At 69.0% G+C, this 18,507-nt stretch carries 16 protein-coding genes; 5 read left to right on the top strand and 11 right to left on the bottom strand.

Going from position 1 to position 18,507, the window contains the following annotated elements; translation table 11 throughout:
• Nucleotides 1-133: 133 nt before the first annotated feature.
• Together ACR3ZA_RS08410 and ACR3ZA_RS08405 are read left to right on the top strand one after the other, a co-directional pair.
• A complete protein-coding gene (locus ACR3ZA_RS08410) occupies nt 134-601 on the top strand; it encodes a MarR family transcriptional regulator (RefSeq protein ID WP_473661521.1) in 468 nt (155 codons plus the stop codon).
• Complete coding sequence (locus ACR3ZA_RS08405; RefSeq protein ID WP_473661520.1) at nt 598-2,154, top strand: FAD-dependent oxidoreductase; 1,557 nt, start codon at nt 598-600, stop codon at nt 2,152-2,154. The genes ACR3ZA_RS08410 and ACR3ZA_RS08405 overlap by 4 nt, the downstream gene beginning before the upstream one ends.
• Here ACR3ZA_RS08405 and ACR3ZA_RS08400 read toward each other — a convergent pair whose 3' ends face one another.
• The 3 genes from ACR3ZA_RS08400 to ACR3ZA_RS08390 form a co-directional block, all read right to left on the bottom strand.
• Nucleotides 2,155-2,730, bottom strand: a complete 576-nt coding sequence (locus ACR3ZA_RS08400) for a thioesterase family protein (protein WP_473661519.1) — start codon at nt 2,728-2,730, stop codon at nt 2,155-2,157.
• A gap of 71 nt (nt 2,731-2,801) precedes the next feature.
• Nucleotides 2,802-3,725 carry a DNA-3-methyladenine glycosylase family protein gene (locus ACR3ZA_RS08395; RefSeq protein ID WP_473661518.1) on the bottom strand — a complete coding sequence of 308 codons (924 nt, stop codon included), beginning with the start codon at nt 3,723-3,725 and terminating at the stop codon, nt 2,802-2,804.
• Between the two features lie 99 nt (nt 3,726-3,824).
• Complete coding sequence (locus tag ACR3ZA_RS08390; protein ID WP_473553173.1) at nt 3,825-4,091, bottom strand: hypothetical protein; 267 nt, start codon at nt 4,089-4,091, stop codon at nt 3,825-3,827.
• A gap of 148 nt (nt 4,092-4,239) precedes the next feature.
• Here ACR3ZA_RS08390 and ACR3ZA_RS08385 point away from each other — a divergent pair, with 148 nt between their 5' ends.
• Genes ACR3ZA_RS08385 through ACR3ZA_RS08375 form a run of 3 tightly spaced genes read left to right on the top strand, consistent with a single transcriptional unit; the run spans nt 4,240 to nt 6,701 of the window.
• Nucleotides 4,240-5,262 carry an ATP-dependent 6-phosphofructokinase gene (locus tag ACR3ZA_RS08385; RefSeq protein ID WP_473661517.1) on the top strand — a complete coding sequence of 341 codons (1,023 nt, stop codon included), beginning with the start codon at nt 4,240-4,242 and terminating at the stop codon, nt 5,260-5,262.
• Nucleotides 5,259-6,257: an acrylyl-CoA reductase family protein gene (locus ACR3ZA_RS08380; RefSeq protein WP_473661516.1), complete on the top strand. Its 999-nt coding sequence runs from the start codon at nt 5,259-5,261 to the stop codon at nt 6,255-6,257. The genes ACR3ZA_RS08385 and ACR3ZA_RS08380 overlap by 4 nt, the downstream gene beginning before the upstream one ends.
• A 24-nt stretch (nt 6,258-6,281) precedes the next feature.
• Nucleotides 6,282-6,701: a DUF1304 family protein gene (locus tag ACR3ZA_RS08375; protein ID WP_473661515.1), complete on the top strand. Its 420-nt coding sequence runs from the start codon at nt 6,282-6,284 to the stop codon at nt 6,699-6,701.
• Between the two features lie 2 nt (nt 6,702-6,703).
• Here ACR3ZA_RS08375 and ACR3ZA_RS08370 read toward each other — a convergent pair whose 3' ends face one another.
• The 8 genes from ACR3ZA_RS08370 to ACR3ZA_RS08335 form a co-directional block, all read right to left on the bottom strand.
• On the bottom strand, nt 6,704-7,462 hold the full coding sequence (locus tag ACR3ZA_RS08370) for a uroporphyrinogen-III synthase (RefSeq protein ID WP_473661514.1): 759 nt from the start codon (nt 7,460-7,462) through the stop codon (nt 6,704-6,706).
• A 40-nt stretch (nt 7,463-7,502) separates the two neighbouring features.
• On the bottom strand, nt 7,503-7,724 hold the full coding sequence (locus tag ACR3ZA_RS08365) for a DUF3618 domain-containing protein (RefSeq protein WP_473661513.1): 222 nt from the start codon (nt 7,722-7,724) through the stop codon (nt 7,503-7,505).
• Nucleotides 7,725-7,726: 2 nt separating this feature from the next.
• On the bottom strand, nt 7,727-8,146 hold the full coding sequence (locus ACR3ZA_RS08360; protein ID WP_473661512.1) for a phage holin family protein: 420 nt from the start codon (nt 8,144-8,146) through the stop codon (nt 7,727-7,729).
• Between the two features lie 23 nt (nt 8,147-8,169).
• The gene (locus ACR3ZA_RS08355) at nt 8,170-8,478 is read right to left on the bottom strand and encodes a hypothetical protein (RefSeq protein ID WP_473661511.1); all 309 of its coding nucleotides are present in this window, start codon (nt 8,476-8,478) and stop codon (nt 8,170-8,172) included.
• Between the two features lie 276 nt (nt 8,479-8,754).
• Nucleotides 8,755-10,935, bottom strand: a complete 2,181-nt coding sequence (locus ACR3ZA_RS08350) for a hypothetical protein (protein WP_473661510.1) — start codon at nt 10,933-10,935, stop codon at nt 8,755-8,757.
• Between the two features lie 358 nt (nt 10,936-11,293).
• Nucleotides 11,294-13,462, bottom strand: a complete 2,169-nt coding sequence (locus tag ACR3ZA_RS08345; RefSeq protein WP_473661509.1) for a hypothetical protein — start codon at nt 13,460-13,462, stop codon at nt 11,294-11,296.
• 323 nt (nt 13,463-13,785) lie between these two features.
• Nucleotides 13,786-15,789, bottom strand: a complete 2,004-nt coding sequence (locus ACR3ZA_RS08340; RefSeq protein WP_473661508.1) for a hypothetical protein — start codon at nt 15,787-15,789, stop codon at nt 13,786-13,788.
• Between the two features lie 512 nt (nt 15,790-16,301).
• Nucleotides 16,302-18,203: a hypothetical protein gene (locus ACR3ZA_RS08335; protein WP_473661507.1), complete on the bottom strand. Its 1,902-nt coding sequence runs from the start codon at nt 18,201-18,203 to the stop codon at nt 16,302-16,304.
• Nucleotides 18,204-18,507: the final 304 nt, after the last annotated feature.

The following is an 18,507-nucleotide window of genomic DNA, read 5'->3' as shown; positions in this document are numbered from 1 at the left end:
AGAATAGGGCGCGCGCCCGCGCACAGCCGGTGTCCGGCGACGATTCGATGGAAAACTGCGGATCGTGCAATGCCGGGCCACCGCGCCGTGCTGAGCCGCACGATTCCGGCGCGCCGCCGCGTACCATGACGGCATGACGGAGGCGGGCATGCTCGACCCGGACGACTGGGCGCTCTGGCGGTCGTACATGATGATGTCGGTGCACCTCGAACGGGCACTCGAGCGCCAGACGCAGCGCGATGCGGGCCTCTCTCAGGCCGACTACGCGGTGCTGCACGTTCTCGCCCCCCTCGGCGGGCAGCGCCGCCGGTCGGGTGAGCTCATCGAACCGCTCGCGTGGGAGAAGAGCCGTGTCTCGCATCAGCTGCGGCGCATGGAGTCGCGCGGTCTCATCGAGCGCACTGCCTGCGAGGAGGATCTGCGCGGCACCTGGGTCGCCGTGACCGCGGAAGGGCGGCGCGCATTCCTGCGGGCGACGCGCGGACACGGCGAACTCATCCGCGAGCTGTTCTTCGAGGGTCTCACCGCCGCGGAGCGAGCGGCACTGGCGTCCGTGATCGCACGCGTGGCCGCACGCCTGGACATCCCGAGCACCTCGTGACGGGCACGGAGCGGGCCGATGTCGTGATCGTCGGCGGCGGGCACAACGGGCTCACCGCCGCCGCCTACCTCGGCCGCGCGGGCCTTCGCGTCGTCGTACTGGAGCGGCTCGATCAGTTCGGCGGCGCCGCCGTCTCGGTGGAGCCCTTCGCCGGCGTCGCGGCCCGGCTCTCCCGATACTCGTACCTGGTGAGCCTTCTCCCCCGCCGGATCATCGCCGACCTCGGCCTCGACATCACGCTCGCCCGACGCCGGTTCTCGTCGTACACCCCGGTTCCGGGTGAGGAGCGGGGCCTGCTGATCGACACCGGCGACGCCGCGGCGACCGAGGCCTCCTTCGCCGCGATCGGCGCGGGTGCGGATGCGCGGGCCTGGCGCGACTTCTCGGCGGGCACCGGACGCCTGGCGCGCGCGCTGTTCCCGACCATGACCGAACCGCTGCCGACTCGCGGCGAGGCCCGCGCCCTGCTCGGCGACGATGAGCTCTGGAACGCGCTCATCGAAGAGCCGATCGGCGCCGCGATCGAGCGCACCTTCGCCTCCGACCTGGTGCGCGGCGTGGTGCTGACCGACGCCCTGATCGGGACCTTCGCCGAGCCGGTCGATGCCACCCTGGCGACCAACCGCTGCTTCCTCTACCACGCGATCGGCGGCGGAACGGGTGACTGGGATGTGCCGGTCGGCGGCATGCAGAGCGTGAGCGGCGCGCTGTGGCGCGCCGCCCTCGACGCGGGGGCGGAGCTCCGCCGCGGCGCCGAGGTGACGAGCATCAGCCCGGACGGCGAGGTCGGCTACACCCAGCACGGCACCGATCGGACAATCGCTGCCGGCACGGTTCTGTCGAACGTGACGCCGTTCGAGCTGGCGCGGCTGCTCGGCGGGGATGCCCCGCGGGCCGAGGGCGCACAGGTGAAGGTCAACCTGCTGCTCTCCCGACTTCCCCGGCTGCGTGAGGCGGGGGTGGATCCGTCGGCCGCGTTCGGCGGCACCTTCCACGCGAACGAGGGCTGGGCCTCACTCGGCTCGGCGCATGCGGCGGCGAGCGCCGGGCGCATCCCCGACCCGCTCCCGTTGGAGATCTACTGCCACTCGCTCACCGACCCGACGATCCTCGGGCCGGAGCTGGCCGCCAGCGGCGCGCACACCATGACGGTGTTCGGGCTGCAGGTTCCCGACCGGCTGATCTCGGCCGACAACAACGACGCCCGGCGCGCCGAGCTGGAGGCGGCGGTGTTCCGCTCGCTCGACGCGGTGCTCGGCGAGCCGCTCGCCGACCTGGTGCTGCGCGATGCGGAGGGTCGTCCGTGCGTCGAGACGAAGACGACGCGTGATCTCGAGCTCGCCCTCGGGATGACCGGCGGCAACATCTTCCACGCGCCGCTCGACTGGCCCTTCCTCGAGGAGGACGCTTCCCGTGCGAGCGCCGCGGAGCGCTGGGGGGTCGCGACCGCCCACCCCCGGATCCTGCGCTGTGGCGCGGGCGCGCAGCGCGGCGGCGGGGTCAGCGGTCTCGGCGGTCACAGCGCCGCGATGGCGGTGCTGGAGACCGTCTAGCTACGAGACGCTCTCGTCCTCGTTCCACTGACTCGGCGCCGGCTGCCGCGTGCCGGGAAGGCGCACGTGCGCAGCCCACTCGTGCAGCCACGCGGGCACCTGGAAGTGCTCGGGATCGATGCCGGTGACCTCGGCCAGCTCGTCGGTCGGCACGGTGCCGCCGGCATCCCGCAGGAAGCGCGCCTGCACGAACGCCCGCGCGTAGATCTCCCCCTGCACGACGAAGCGCTGCTCCATGTACACGCAGCGGTCGTCGAGCCCGAGCAGGCGGGATTCGATCTCGTAGCGCTGCCGGAACGTCAGCGACTTGCGGTAGGTGATGGTCTGCGCCGTGACGACCGGGTACATCTTGGCGGTGCGCAGTCGCGCCCACACCCCGGTGCGGACGACGAGCTCCTGGCGGGCGTGATCGAGCATCGACAGGTACACGCCGTTGTTCATGTGCCGCAGCTCATCGATGTCGCCGAGCATCACGCGGCGCTGCACCCTCCCGACGTGGCGCGGATCGATGGGAGGCAATTTCGGCGCGCGCACCGCGAGCCAGGCGAGACGACCGAAGCGACGAAAGGGATTCACGCCGGGAACGCTAGCCCCGGTCGACGCGGCGCGCGAACCGTCTGTCACTGCACGACAGACCGCAGCGGCTCTCAGCGCGCGCGGTTGTCGACGATCGTCATGCGCGGGCCCCGGCGCTCGTAGCCGATCCCCGCCGCCTCGATCAGGCGCACCACACGGTGCCGGTGACCCCGCCACGGCTCCAGCAGCTCGAGCATCCCGTCGTCGTCGACGCCGCGACCGCGCACCGCATCACCGAGCAGCGCGGCGCCGACGCGGCGACTGACGTGGTAGTCCCCCACGCTGACGTGGTCGGGGTCGCCGTGCGAGCGCTGCACCACCTCGGCGGCGGTCCACACTCCGATGCCGGGAACCGTCGTCAGTCCGGTCACCGCGTCCGCGGCCGGGCGGCGCGCGAGGCGCTCCAGCGAGTCGCCGAGCTGCACCGCGCGCATCACCGTGTCGGAGCGCTGCGGCCCCACCCCGGCGCGGTGCCACTCCCAGCTCGGCACCCGACGCCACGTCGCCGCATCGGGCGCGACCCGCATCCCCTCGGGTGCGGGCCCCGGGGCGGGCTCCCCGTGCCGACGCACCAGTTCGCGCCAGGCGCTCTTCTGCTCCACGCCGGTCACCTTCTGACCGAGGATCGTCGGAACCAGGAACGGCAGGATGCGGTCGGCCCGCCCGTGCCGGAGCCCGCGGAACCGGCGGTGCAGTTCGGCGATGAGCGGATGCCGCTCCGGCTCGAACCCGCTCTCGTCGTCCTCGGCGCCGAGCAGTCGCGGAACCGTGTCCAGAGCCTCGGCGGCTCCGTCTCCCCAGGCGAGCGCGTCGACCGCACCGGAGGACTCCCGCAGCAGCAGCGTCGCGCTTCCGGCCGGGGTGGCAACCGCCAGCCACCAGCCCTCGGGCGTGCGCCGCAGGCACGGATCGGTGCGCCCCTGACCGAAGGGGGCGAGCGTCAGCGCCAGCCGCACCTCGCGATCGGGGGTGTAGCGCATCCGGAGCGGTTCCATTGCGAGGAAGCCTAGGCCCGGCCCCCGAGAACGACGAAGGGGCGAGCCACCGGCCCGCCCCTCCTCGCGCTGCCCTCCCGAAGGGGCAGCGCCGTGATGCTAGTAGCCGACCGTGGTGAAGGTGGCCGCGCTCAACGCGAAGGTCGCGATGAAGATGATGAGCCCGAGCACCATGAAGATGATGCTGAGGATGATGCCGACCTTGGCCGGGGTGTTGGGAACGCCAGCAGCCTTCGACTGGTTGGCCGCGACGATGCTCAGGATGAGGCCGAGCAGCGGGAACAGGAACGCCAGCACGAGGCCGACGATGCCCAGGGTCTTGCCGGGAACGGCGGGGGCAGCGGCGGGAACGACGGGGTCAGTCATGACTCTCCTCTAGGTCTCTCACAATGAAAATGAGTGACAGTCGATGCCACTCGCCGACGACCTTATCGGGGTCTGTGCGTGCGCGCGAGGGGTACTTGCTACCTATCCCGCGCCGCGGATGCGCCGAAACACGGCATGATGGACCCTGATGAAGATCGGAATCTTGACCAGTGGGGGCGACTGCCCCGGCCTCAACGCGGTCATCCGCGCGGCCGTGTTCACCGGCACGAAGCTGCACGGCATGGAGTTTGTGGGCTTCAAGGGCGGCTGGCGCGGCGTCGTCGAAGGCGACACCATGCCCCTCGGCCGACCCCAGGTGATGGGCATCTCCAAGCAGGGCGGCACCATCCTCGGCACCTCCCGCACCAACCCCTTCGAGGGAGGCGGCGCCCCGCGCGTCGCCGAGGTGATGGAGGAGCAGGGCATCGACGCGCTGATCGCGATCGGCGGCGAAGGCACGCTCGCCGCGGCGAAGCGCCTCACCGACGAAGGCATCCAGATCGTCGGGGTTCCGAAGACCGTCGACAACGACCTGTCGGCCACCGACTACACCTTCGGCTTCGACACCGCCGTGCAGATCGCCACCGACGCGATGGACCGCCTGCGCACCACCGGCGACAGCCACGGGCGCTGCATGGTCGCCGAGGTCATGGGCCGCCACGTCGGCTGGATCGCCCTGCACTCGGGCATGGCCGCGGGCGCGCACGCGATCCTGATTCCCGAGCAGAAGACGAGCATGGACCAGATCATCGAGTGGGTGCAGTCGGCCCACGATCGTGGTCGAGCCCCGCTCGTCGCCGTCGCCGAGGGGTTCAAGCTGGACACGATGGACGACGCGCACTCGGAGCGCGGCCTCGACGCCTTCGGGCGCCCGCGACTCGGCGGGATCGGCGAGCTGATCGCCCCCGAGATCGAGGAGCGCACCGGGATCGAGACGCGCGCGACCACGCTGGGTCACATCCAGCGCGGAGGAACGCCGACCGCCTACGACCGCGTGCTGGCGACCCGCTACGGCATGGCCGCGATCACCTCGGTGCTCGAGAAGCACTGGGGCCGGATGGTGGCGCTGCGCGGCACGCAGATCGTGCACGTTCCGTTCGAGGACGCGCTCGGTCGCCTGAAGACGGTGCCGCAGAGCCGGTACGACGAGGCCGCGGTCCTGTTCGGATGAGCTTCCGCGCGATCCGCGTGACGCGTGCCGCGGAACGCGGCGCGCCGAACCGGGTCGCTCTGGTCGACCTGCCCGACCTCCCCGAGGCTCCCGAGCCCGGCGACGCACTCGTCGAGATCGAGTACTCGAGCCTGAATTTCAAGGACGCGCTCGCACTTGCCGGCAAACCCGGGGTCGTGCGCGTCGACGAGCTGACGGCCGGCATCGACCTCGTCGGCGTCGTGCGCGCCTCGGCGGCCGACCGCTGGCGCCCGGGCGACCGCGTCGTGGTGAACGGCTACGGTCTCGGCGAGACCGAGCCGGGTGGGCTCGCCGAGCGGGCGCGCATTCACGGCTCCTGGGGCATCCGCCTGCCCGAGCGGATGACGAGCTCTCAGGCCGCCGCGATCGGCACGGCCGGCTACACGGCGGCGCTCTGCGTCGACCGGCTGGCACAGGCGGGCCTCGGCGACGGGGCTGAGGTCGTCGTCACCGGCGCGGCCGGTGGCGTCGGCACGATCGCGCTGCTGCTCGGCCGTGCCGCGGGGTGGCGGATGACCGCCGTTACCGGGCGCCCCGAGCTCGCCGATGACCTGCGTGCGCTCGGCGCCGCTGACATCGTCGATCGCACGGAGCTCTCCGGCGAGGGAAAGCCGCTGCAGTCGGCACGCTGGGACGGTGCGATCGACGCGGTCGGCGGCGAGATCCTCGCCAACCTCCTCGCCCAGACGCGCCCCGGCGGCACGGTCGCCGCGTGCGGCAATGCCGCCGATGCGCGGTTGTCGACGACGGTGATGCCGTTCATCCTGCGCGGGGTGACGCTCGCGGGCATCAACTCGGTGGAGCCGCCTCACGAGGTGCGGGCGGCTGCCTGGGAGCGACTCGACCGCGACCTCGACCTCGACGCCCTGGACTCGGTGACCGAGCAGATCCGGCTCACCGACGCGATCGACGCCGCCGCGCGCTTCTTCGCGGGCGGCGTTCGCGGCCGCCTCGTCGTCGACGTGCGCCGCTGATCGGCGGCGTGCCACACTGACGCCATGACCGTACCGTTCGATTTCACGGGCGCCCTCCTCGTCGGCGGTGTCTTCGCGGCCGTCGCCGCCGCGATCCACGTGGCGATCTTCGTGCTCGAGAGCGTGCTCTGGATGCGGCCGAAGGTGCGCCGGATCTTCGGCGTCCGCAGCGACGACGACGCGCGGGCGATCCGCCCGATGGCCTTCAACCAGGGCTTCTACAACCTGTTCCTCGCGCTCGGCATCGTCGCCGGGCTCGTGATGCTCTCCGCGTCGTCCGCCGCATCGGCGGGCCTGGCGGTCACGGTCTTCGCCGCGCTCTCGATGCTGCTCGCGGCGCTCGTGCTCGTCGTCTCGCAGCGTCGGCTCTGGCGCGCGGCGCTGATCCAGGGCACGGCCCCGCTCCTGGCGCTGATCGCGTTCGGCATCGCCGCGCTCGGCTGAGCTCAGCTGTCGCGAACGTACTCCTCGAGGGCCTCGAGCATGGACTCGACGGTCTTCTCCTCGGCGATCACGTGCACCGGGAGGCCGACCGCGCGGGTGTCGAACGCGGTGCGCGGCCCGATGCAGGCGACGATCACCGAGTCGTGGAGGGGCGCGAGCTGTTCGGCGATCTGGCGGGCAACGCTTCCCGAGGTGACCAGCACCGCGCGGATGCGCCCGCTCGCAACATCGGCCGCGACGGCCGGGGCAACCGGCACGCCGACCGTGCGGTAGGCCGAGACGAAGGTCGCCTCGAAGTTGAGGCGGGCCAGCCCGGCCACCAGGGTCGGGTCGCTCGCGTCGGACTGGGGCACGAGTGCGCGCCCGCGCACGTCGCCCACCGGCCACTCGGCGACAAGCCCGCGCGCCGAGTTGTCGCTCTGCGGAACGAAGTCGACGTGGTAGCCGGCGAAGGTCAGCGCCTGAGCCGTGGTCTCGCCGACCGCCGCCACGCGTGTCGTCTCGGGCAGGCGGATGCCGTGGCTGACGAACACGTCGACCGTGGTCGCGCTCGACACCACGAGCCAGTCGAACTCCCCCGCCTCGAGCCGTCGCAGCTCGGCGGCCAGCACGTCGGGGTTCTCGACGCTCGCGAAGTTGACGAGCGGTGCGATCACGGCGATCGCGCCGCGCGCGCGTACGGTGGCGGCGACGCCGTCGCCCCACCTTCCGCCGCGCGGCACCAGGATGCGCCACTTGGCCAATTCGCCAGAGGATCTCACTCGCCCATCCTCCCGCGTGCGCCGCGCCGACGCGAATCGATCAGTCGTCGCTGAAGATCGCCCAGGCGACGAGACCGACGGCGATCACGGCCACGGCCGCGCCTCCGATGATCCACGGAACGGGGTTCGACTTGTAGGCGGCCACCGCCTTGTCGCTCAGCTCCCCGACCCGCTTGGGAACGTTGACGCGGTCTTCGATCGCGTCCAGCGTCGCCGCGAGTTCGTGGCGGGCCTTGGCAGCTGCTGCTTTTGCGTCAGTCATGCTCATGGGGTGGTGCCTCGCTTTCCGATTCCTTGAATTGCTCTGAGGTCGCGCTTCCAGCTCTCGACCGATTCCGTGGGAACGGGCGGGATGCCTCGCATCAGCACGCGATAGCCGATGAATCCGACGATCGCGGCGATGATGAGCAGCACCAGCGCCACGAGGAGTGCCGCCAGCCACCCGGGCATCACGAGCGACAGCGCCAGGATGGCCGCGGTCAGCAGCACTCCGAGCATCGCCAGCAGCACGAGCGCCGCGCCGGCCAGGAGGCCGGCGCCGATCCCGATCGCCTTGAACTTGGCGATCAGCTCGGTCTTGACGAGCTCGATCTCGCGCTGCACGAGCGCGGTCACCTGATCGGGCAGCTCGGCGATCAGGGTCAGGAGTCCCCGCCGCGGGGAACGAGTACGGGTATCAGTCATGGGGTCACCCGGCGCTGCGGCGCCTAGCTCGACTTGGCGGTCGACTTCGAGGAGGAGCTCGACGTCGCCGGCTTCTTGGCGGCCGGCGTCGCGGACTTCTTGGAGGAGACCTGCGAGACGACCTTCTTGGCGTTCTCGGAGACAAACTCGGCGACGTCTGGCGCCTTGTCCTTCACGAAGGTCTCGACGGTGTCGACCTGGCGCTGGACGCGCGGGTCGTTCCAGAACTTCGCGGCGGTCGACTTGATCTGCTCGTAGCGCTCACGTCCCGCCCGAGTCCCCAGCACATAGCCGACGCCGAGTCCGGCGACGAACAGAATCTTGCCTCTCACGATGGTTCCCTCCCACGGGTGTGTCTCGAGTCACCAGGGACTCAAGCGTTCAGGTCTGGTTCCAGCGTCCTCCACGAATTGCATTCCGTCAACGGAATACCCCGAAGAGACACGGAAGTTTCAGGATGCTCGGATTCGGCATGCTATGCGGGCGCGCGCTGGCACCCGGTGACACGCAGGGGCCCCGCGGCGTCCGCCGCGGGGCCCCTGCGTTCACATCCGGACACCCCACCCCTCGAGTCTCAGCTCTCGAGAGGCGGGGGCCGAGTCAGATCCCTAGCTCTTGACCTGTGCCCGGCGGCGAGCCGCCAGGAGCACAGCGCCCGCGAGCAGGAGCGTCGCGGCAAGACCCAGGGATCCTGCTGCCACCGCGCCCGTCAGCGCCAGGGTGGGAAGGTCGCCGCACGTGGAGGGCGTCGCATAGGTGAACGTCCAGCTGTACGGCAGTTCGCGGTCACCCGGGAAGCCCGCACCCACCGCCGGCGTGGCCGTGATGGTGACCGTACCCGCGGCCGAGACCGTGAAGGTGCCGCCCGTGGTGAACGGCGTTCCGCCGTTCACCGTCCACAGGATCGCGTCCGGCTCACCCTCCTCGTTGCCGAGGGTGTACGAGCCGCCGCCCGAGCAGTCGAGCTGCACGAACGAGACGGTCGGGGTCACGACACCCAGAGTCGGCGGGCAGAACCCGTCGGTCTGGAAGGCGTGCTCCCAGCTCGAGGTCCCGGTCAGGCGGTAGCCCTCGTCGGCGTGAGCCGTGACCTGGATGTGGGTACCCGGCTCCACCGTGTAGGTGCCCGGCTCGATCGGAGCCGCGGTGGCGCCGTCGACGGAGACCTTGTAGGTGACGTGGTCGGCCGCCACGACCGTGTAGCTCTGCTCGAGCACACCGCCGTTGATCTCGTCGCAGAGGTCGTTCCAGGTCACCGGGTCACCGGGCACCGAGACGTCCGTGAGGCAGTCGGGGTCGGCCATCGTGTACTCGCCGAGCACGATGCGGTCGACGTTGCCGGGGAGGAAGTAGCCCGCGCCATCGGCGATCGCGATGACCGTGAACGTGGTGCCCGGTGCCACAGCGTGGAAGCCCGCCGCGACGCCGGTGGCAACGCCGTCGCCGATCTGCACGAGGTAGGTCACGTTCGCCGTCGCCGGGATGGTGTAGCCGCCCTCGGTCTGCGCCCCAGGCGTCGACTCGTCACACAGCACCTGCGTGATGGTCGGGTCCACCGGGGTGACCTCGATGCCGCAGTCCCCGGCGGAGGAGAACGTGTGCTCCCACTCCTTGAGAACGGCGCCGGTCACGGTCTTGAGCGCCCGCAGCTCGACGGTGATGTCAGCCGAGGTGGGGTTCACGTTGTAGGTGCCCGCCGCGACATCGCTCCAGGTGCCGTCCTTGAGCAGCTGGTAGGTCACGCCGGAGGCCGCCGTGATCGTGTACCGCGCCTGAGTGCGCTCGCCCGGCGTCACTCCGGTGCACTCCTGGTCGGTGAACGACGGGGTGACCGGCGTCACGATGATGATGCAGTCGCCCGCGCTGGAGAACGTGTGCTCCCAGCTCTTGAGCACGGCGCCGGTGGAGGTCGCCACCGCCCGCAGCTGGACCGTGATGTCGGCCGACGTGGGGTTCACGTCGTAGACGCCCGCCGCGATGTTCTCCCACGTGCTGCCGTCAAGCACCTGGTAGGTCACGCCCGACGCCGCGACGATCTCGTACGAGGCCTGCGTGCGGTCGCCGTCCGTGACGCCCGTGCACTCCTCCGCGACGAAGGTCGGCGTGACCGGCTCCGGGTCGTCGCAGTCGGCAGCGTCGAAGACGTAGGGACCCCACGTCGTGGTTCCGCCGAGCACGTAGCGCGACGCGTCGTAGTTCGGATCCAGAACGGCTCGGATCGACACCGTCGAGCCGATCGCCGGGGTCACCGTGCCCGCGGCGGCGTTCGCGAAGGATCCGCCGTTGAGCGAGACCTGGTAGACGACGCCCGCCGTGGTCGGAATCGCGTACGTCCCGTCGGTCGGGGCGAAGTCGACGCATCGCGACAGCTCGACTGTCGGTGCCGTCGGGATGATCTCCGTTGGCGCGCATGCCTCGGGGAAGTCGTACTTCGGCTTGATCGTCAGGTAGTTCTTCTTCTCGTAGCCGTTGCTCCAGCGCGCCGTGAGCTCGAGCTTCTTCTCGACCGCCTCGGTCATGTACTCGGTGACGACAAGCGTCCCGCCCTTGGCGATGACCGTGCCGACCGGAACCAGGCTCGTGTCGCTGGACGCGATGATCTCCTCGGACTTGTTGCTCTCCGAGTTCTGGATCGTCCAGGTGATCTTGTAGGTGGAGTCGTTGTCGGTGCTGCAGACGACGCTCGCGCCGATGGTGTTGTGGTGCGCGGCACTGGGGCCGGCAACCACGGCGATGATGCCCGCCGCGATCGCCAACGCGCCGAGGCCCGCGAGGATCTTTTTGAACATGGGGGATTTCCTTGCTGAGAGGGGGACGGCGGCTGCTGCGCGCGACGGCTCCGGGGGACGGAGCGCGCACGTCGATGCGCCGGGTTCCGGCGGGGGAGCCGGAGAAGAGGGAAGGCGTGGGGCCGCAGGGATTCGGGACGCGGCCTCAGCAAATGGGGGACAAGACGTGAGAGCTCGGGTCGGCACCTTTCCACGTCGCAAAGGCTGAGAGGCAACGCGCCCGGGGGTGAACGCGCTCTTCGCGACGAAGTTTCACCAAGCTAGCAGGTCCGCACTTTGGTGGACAAGGTGTTCCACAGGCTTTCTGCCCTCCGTCGTGCGGCGCCCGTTCTCAGCACGGGCGCCGCACGACGCCGGATCAGTGTCGCGGTGCCGGCCGCCGGCGAGCGAACAGCAGCAGACCGCCAGCGAAGAACATCGTCGCTGCGAGACCGAGAGACCCGCTCGCGATCGTGCCGCCCGTGAGCGCGAGGGTCGGAAGGTCCTCACAGACGCTCGGACGCTCGAAGGCGAGGTGCCAGGTGTACGGGAGCTCATCCTCCCCGGCGAACCCGGCGCCATCGGCCGGCATCGCGGTGATGGTCACGGCACCCGGTGTCGAGACGGTGAACGTTCCCCCGCTGGTGAAGGTCTCGCCGCCGTTGACGCTCCACAGGATCGCGTCCGGCGTGCCCTCCTCGTTTCCGAGCGTGTACGAGCCGTCAGCGTCGCACGTCATCTGCTGGGTCGCGACCGTCGGAGTCACCAGGCCCAGCGTCGGCGGGCAGAACCCGTCGGTCTGGAAGGCGTGCTCCCAGCTGACCGTGCCCGACAGCACATAGCCGTCCTCGGCGTGAGCCGTCACGACGACGTAGTCGCCGGGCGCTGCGGAGTGGACTCCTGCGGCGATCGGCGACGAGTCGCCGCCGTTGATCGACACCGTGTAGGTGACATGGTCCACCGCGACGATCTCGAAGCTCTGCTCCAAAACGCCTCCGTTGATCTCGTCGCAGAGATCGCTCCAGAACACCGGGTCTCCGACGACGATCTCGACGCCGCAGTCCGGGTCGGCGATCGTGTACGGGCCGTAGAACTTCGCCGTCTCACCCGGAGCCGTGATGTAGTAGCCCGCCGCCCAGTCGCCGACGGCCTTGATCTCGAACTCGTCGCCCGGGCTCAGCACCTGCAGGCTGCCGGTCGTCGCGGCGGTCCAGCTGCCGCCGTTGACCTTGACGAAGTAGCTGACGCCGGTGACGGCCGTCAGCGTGTACCCCGCGGTGCTGACCTCGCCCGGGGTTCCCGTGCAGACGGCCTGGCTGATGGCCGGCTCGATCGGGGTCACCTCGGTGTAGCACTCCTCGTTCGGCTCGGAGAAGCTGTGCGACCACTCGCCGACGAGCGTCGAGCCGCGGTAGGCCTTGATGGTCACCTCGGTCGCGCCGTCCGGCGAGGGCACCTCGTGCGCGACGCCGGCGGCGACGGTGGCGTAGCTCGCGGAGCCGATCTTCGCCTTGTAGGTGATGCCGTCCAGCGCGGCGAGGGTGAAGGTGCCGGTCGTGTCGTCACCGGTGCCCTCGATGCACACCGAGTCGGTGAACGTCGGGGCCGGCGGGGCGCACGGCGGCTCGCTCGTCGTCAGCGCCGCCTCGATCGTGTAGCTGACGGTCTTCGTGGTCTCGCCACCCGGGAAAGTGTGGCCGTCGTCCGCCGTCGCCGTGCGCTCATGGGTGCCGGCGGTGGTGGCCGCGGCCGAGTTCCACGTCGCATTCACGATCGTGAACTCGGCGGTGCCGGCGACGCCGCACGAAGCGGGGGTGACGACGACGCTGGCCGCGGCGTCCTCATCGAGGCAGTCGGGCGACTTGACGAGCTTGTAGGTGAGGTTCCAGCCGGACGGCGACGGGAAGTCCTCCGCAGGCTGGCCCGGGCCGGTCAGCACCTTGCCGTTCAACAGCGAGGTGGTGGTGGCGCTCACCTCGTAGAGGTCGACCTGGTAGTAGGCATCGCAGGTCTCGAGCAGCTGGTCGTCGAGCTTGGACAGCTCGCTCGGCTCGCAGGTGTCGGTTCCGACGTGCGTGAAGTACGCCTGGGGCCAGGTCGGCGTCGTGGAGTTGACCCATCCGGGCATCTTCCACGCGACCAGGACGCAGCCGTCCGGGTCCACCGGCGGCTCCTCCGGCTCATCGGTCGGCACCTGACAGACGATCACGTGGCTGATCGAACCCTTGACGGGGTGCACGAACGTGGCACCGGCCGCCAGGCCCGAGTCGTACAGGTAGCTGCCGTTGACCTGGCCGCCGTCGTTGCTGCTGCCGGCCTTGATCACGACCTTCGACCACTCCCAGCCGTCATCGGCTTCGGGGAGCGTGTACGGGTTCGCCGCGGAGTTCTCGGTCGAGAAGCTCGGCTTCTCGCAGCTTTCGCCTTCGAGCGTCTGCCAGTAGGCGGCGTGGTTGGAGTCGGTCGCGTTCGCGGGTGCCGCGACGACGCCGACGATGCCGGCGCCGAGGGCCAGCGCCAATGAGGTTGCAAACAGCTTTTTGTACATGTGGGGGAGGATTCCTTGCTGAGAGGATCCGCGTCCCGCGCGCAACACAGTGCATCACGTGGGGGACGTGGACAAGGGGGGCCTTGCCGCTTGGTCGAACTCAGCCGTCACGCGGGGGAGCGAACAGCCGATCGGGATATCGACGAAGCCTCGCCAACGTAACATGTCCGCCAAATGGAGGACAAGGAGTTGCCCACAACGGGGGGCCGCAACGCGGCCCCGCGTCGCCGAGTCTCAGCTCACGGCGACCGGACCGCGCCACCCGCACGTCCGCAGCGCTCCCGCCCACGATCGAGCGGGAGCGCCGCGAAGCGCGAGGCTTCTCAGTGACGGATCAGCGACCGCCGCTGGCGAGCCAGCACGAGCATGCCGCCGGCAAGCAGGAGCACGCCACCGAACCCGAGACCGCCCACAACCGACGAGTCATTTCCCGTCAGCGCGAGAGTCGGCAGGTCATCGCACGGCCTCGGATCTGTGAAGTCGAGCTCCCATTCGAGAGTCGACCCCTCTTCACCGGCGAAGCCGTAGCCTTCGGCGGCCGTCGCGGTCAGCAGCACCGTCTGCGTTCCGGCGATGTCGTAGCTGCCTTCCGTCGCCGGCAGACCTCCGACCGTCCACGAGACCGCGTCCGGGAAGAGATCCCCGTCGAGGGTCGCGAAGCTCAGCGATCCATCCGCGTCGCACGTCGGCTGCGCCGTGTCGACGTCCACCGTCACGGTCGGCAGGGTGCACAGGTCGTCGAGCGTGAACTCGTGCACCCAGCGGGCGAGCCGCGGATGCTTCAGCTCGTAGCCGTCCATCGCATGCGCCTTGATCACCACGGTGTCGCCGATGTTGGCCGCGATCGGGATTCCGTAGGCCTCCGCCGGCACGACTCCCTGGTCGACTCCGTTGAGCTTCCAGGTCAGGTACACCCCGTCCGTGCCGTACACGATGAAGTACGGATCGACCACACCGCCGCGCACCTGATCGTCGCAGTACGCGTCGAAGAAGTCGGGTTCCTCAGGCACGATGCACTGACTCGCGTCGAGGACGTCGGGAATCGTGTACTCGAACTCCTTCTGCAGCGATCCGTCAGCGAAAGCGTGACCGGGGTTCGCCGTCGCCGTCCGCGTGTGCGTGCCCGGCGTCATGTCGGCCGGGGCGTCCCACGTGGCGTTGTGGATTCGGAACCGCACCGAGCCCGGCTCGTCGCAGGTCGCTCGTGTGGGGTTCGCAGCGGCCCGCGCGTCGCGGACCTCACAGCCCGGAACCGTGGAGTCCAACACGTCCGGGACGGTGTATTCGACCTCCTTGGTCAGCATTCCGCCCGCAAACGCGTGTCCGGGGTCAGCCGTCGCCGTCACGGTGTGCGTGCCGGGCGAGGTGGGAGGAGTGCTGTCCCAGGTCGCGTTGGCGATCTCGAACTCCGGCGCACCCGGTTCATCGCAGGTGGCCTGCGACACCGTGACGCTGGCGGTCGCATCGTTCACGATGCAGTTGCCGTCCGGCGCGGTGACCGTGTGGCTCCACTTCCAGTTGTCATCGTTGCCTTGGAGCTCATAGCCCGGCAGCTCGACGGCCTTGATCTGGATGTAAGTGCCGACGGCAACGGGATAGGTCCCCGCACCGACATCGCCGTAGCCGCCGGTGCTGTTGAGACGCACCTGGTACTTCACGCCCGCGGTCGTCGGGATCGTGTAGCTGCCGTTGCCCCACTGGCCGGGATCGGTGCACTGCGCGTTCGCGAAGGTCGGAACGGCGGGCACGACCGTCGGCTTGTCGCAGCCCGCGGCGTGAAGCAGCTGGTTGTACGGCGTCCAGTTCTGGCCCGGGTAGCTGCCGCTCACGCCCTGCTTGACGTAGTTGAACGGGGGAATGATGTCCTGCGCGTGTGCGCCGTGGCCGCTGGGCTCCAAAACCGCGCTGATGGAGATCTCGTTCTCGGTGTAGTTCGGTCCGCCCGTCTTGTGACAGATCTTGACCTTGCGGTCGGTGTCATCCGGCGGACACGGCTCGACGACGACCGTCCCGGTGTCGCGGCTCCACTGGTCGCCGTCGTGGGCGACCACGACCACCCGATAGCTGTGCGACAGGCCGTCATCCGGGAAGCTCTCGACGCGCGTGAAGTTGCGCCCGAAGTCCGAGTCCTCGACGACCTTCACGTCGTCGATGTAGATCGCGACGTAGTTGTCGCCACCGTTCTGATAGTTGGTCAGAGTGACCGACACCGCGTCACAGGTGTGGCTGATCTGGGCCGTATGGGCGCTCGCCGGGCCGGCCGTCAGCGCAACGATGCCGAGCGAGAGCGCAATCACGCTCAGCCCGGCAAGGAGTTTCTTGAACATGGGGGACGTTCCTTTGACTGAGAGGCGTCGCGCCGCTCACGTCTTTCGGCGTGGGGGGACGCCAAAGGGGGGCGACGTCTGTCGCCGAGAGGGACCGGTGTCGCAGTGACCCGGGAGAGCACACACGCGGCGAGGTCAGGGAGGGGAATCCCGCGCTCGCCCGTCAGAGGGGGAGTTCTAAGCTTTTTCCATCTTTGGCAATCGCCTTCCCACGCCGGGGAACAATCAGCCACGTACCAGTCGCACGCGACCAATCCGACGTAATCTCGTCACGCTAACAAGCGAACTCGCCGGCTGCCAGATAGACAGAGCCGTCGCGAACTCCGCTCAGGTATCGCGAGGGTCTGCGGCCGCGGCGACCCCGTCCCGCCCGGGAACGCGCAACGCGGCCCCGCGATGCCATGTCTCAGCTCATGGCGGCGGGACCGCGCCACCCGCGCGTCCGCGGCTCCAGCGCATCCGTGGCGCTCCCGATCACGTTCGAGAGGGAGCGCCACGGGGCGCGTGGCTTCCTAGTGGTGGATCAGCGCTCGGCGCTGTCGGGCGAGAACGAGGAGACCTCCCGCCAGCAGCACGCCGCTCGCGAATCCGAGCCCGCTCACGACCGACGAGTCAGTACCCGTCAGCGCCAGCGTGGACAGATCGTCACACGGCCTCGGATCCGTGAAATCGATCTCCCATTCGAGAGTCGACTCCTCTTCACCGGCGAACCCGTAGCCCTCGGCCGCCGTCGCGGACAGTTCCACCGTCTGCGTTCCGGAGAAGTCGTAGCTGCCTTCCGAAGCCGGCAGACCGTTGACCATCCAGGAGACCGCATCCGGGTAGAGCTCACCATCGACCGTCTCGAAGGTCAGCGTTCCGTCCGCATCACAGGTCGGCTGCGTCGAATCGACGTCGACCGACACCGTCGGGAAGGTGCACAGCTCATCGAGCCCGAAGTAGTGCTTCCACTCGACACGGCGGTCCTTCAGCGTGTAGCCCTCCATGGCGTGCGCCTTGATGACGACCTTGTCTCCGATTTCGGTGGCGATCGGCACACCGTAGGCCTCCGGAGGCACCACGCCCTGGTCCACTCCGTTGAGCTTCCAGGTCAGGTACACCCCGTCGGTTGCGTAGACGATGAAGTACGGGTCGACGATGCCGTTCGGCACATACTCGTCACAGTACGCGTCGAAGAACTCCGGCGGCATCGGCTTGATCGGGCACGGACGCTCCGGTGCCTTGATCTTGTCGCTCCACTTCCAGTCGCCCTTCAGCTCGTACCCGTGGAGTGCCACCGCCTTGACCTGCACATACGTGCCGGCGGCGACCGAGTGCTTCCCGGCCTCGACGTCCATGTACGGTCCGTCGTGGCCGTAGCGCACCTGGTACTTCACATGGTGGACCTGCGGGATCCAGTAGCTGCCGTCACCGACATGCCCGTCGTGCGTGCACTGCGCGTCGCGGAAGACCGGCGGCTCTGCCGTCACCTTCTTGTCGCACTTGTGATCACGCCCGTCGCGACTCTGCGACTGGGTGTTCAGGAGCGAGTCGCCGACGTCGGAGGTCGGCCGCTGGTCGTCGCGGTCGCGATCCTCGCAGTGGTCATCGGGCTTGTCGCACTTGTCATCACGACCACCCGACTGCGTCAGCAGACCCGACTCCCCAGCACCCGACTTCGGATTCTGGTGGTCACCGTCGTGGTCATCGCAACGGTCATCGGGCTTGTCGCACTTGTCATCACGACCACCCGACTGCGTCAGCAGACCCGACTCCCCAGCACCCGACTTCGGATTCTGGTGGTCACCGTCGTGGTCATCGCAACGGTCATCGGGCTTGTCGCACTTGTCATCACGACCACCCGACTGCGTCAGCAGACCCGACTCGCCAGCACCCGACTTCGGATTCTGGTGGTCACCGTCGTGGTCATCGCAACGGTCATCCTTCTTTCCGTCGCCCTTCTTCCCGTCGTCCTTCTCTCCGTCGTCCTTCTTGTCGCAGTCGTCATCGCGCCCGCCCGACTGCCCGGACAGAACGGATTCGTCGAGGGCGACGTTCGGGTCGTCGTGGTTGCCGTCGCGATCCTCGCACCGGTCATCTTTCTTCCCTTCGTCCTTCTTCCCTTCGTCCTTCTTGTCGGAGTTGTCCTTCTTCTTGTCGGAGTCATCCTTCTTGTCGGAGTTGTCCGTCTTGTCGGAGTTGTCCTTCTTGTCGGAGTCATCCTTCAGTGCGACGAAGGCCTGATCGGCGTCGTCACTCTCGTCGTCGCCGAGCAGCACTTCCGTGCCGTCGGCGTCGAGACACAGACCGACCGTGACGTCATCGCACGAGGGGATGACCGGGTCGTCTTGCGCGCTGGCCGTGCCGGCCGTCAGCGCAACGATGCCGAGTGAGAGCGCCATCGCGCTCAGCCCGGCGAGGAGCTTTTTGAACATGGGGGATTCCTTCAGTGAAGGCGTCGCGGCGCAGCGAAGTCGCGGCGTGGGGGACGCCGGTGTGGCGACGAGATTCGTCGCAGAAAGGGTGCGGCTCGCTGAGAGGAGTCGAGTGAGACTTGACTCGACGGGGCGACGAGCTGAGACCAGCCCTAGTCGATCAACTGCGTGGGTCTATGCGTGATCCATGTGGGCGCTTGCCTTTCCACGCCGGGGAACAATCAGGCACGCGCTGTCGGAGCGTGACCAATCCGACGTAATCTCGTCACGTTAACAAGAGGATTGGCCATATACCAGATAGACA

It is taken from the genome of Herbiconiux sp. J20-20 (genome assembly GCF_057365085.1).
The sequence above is the reverse complement of the archived record's forward strand: the minus strand, read 5'-3'. Positions and strand labels throughout refer to the sequence as shown.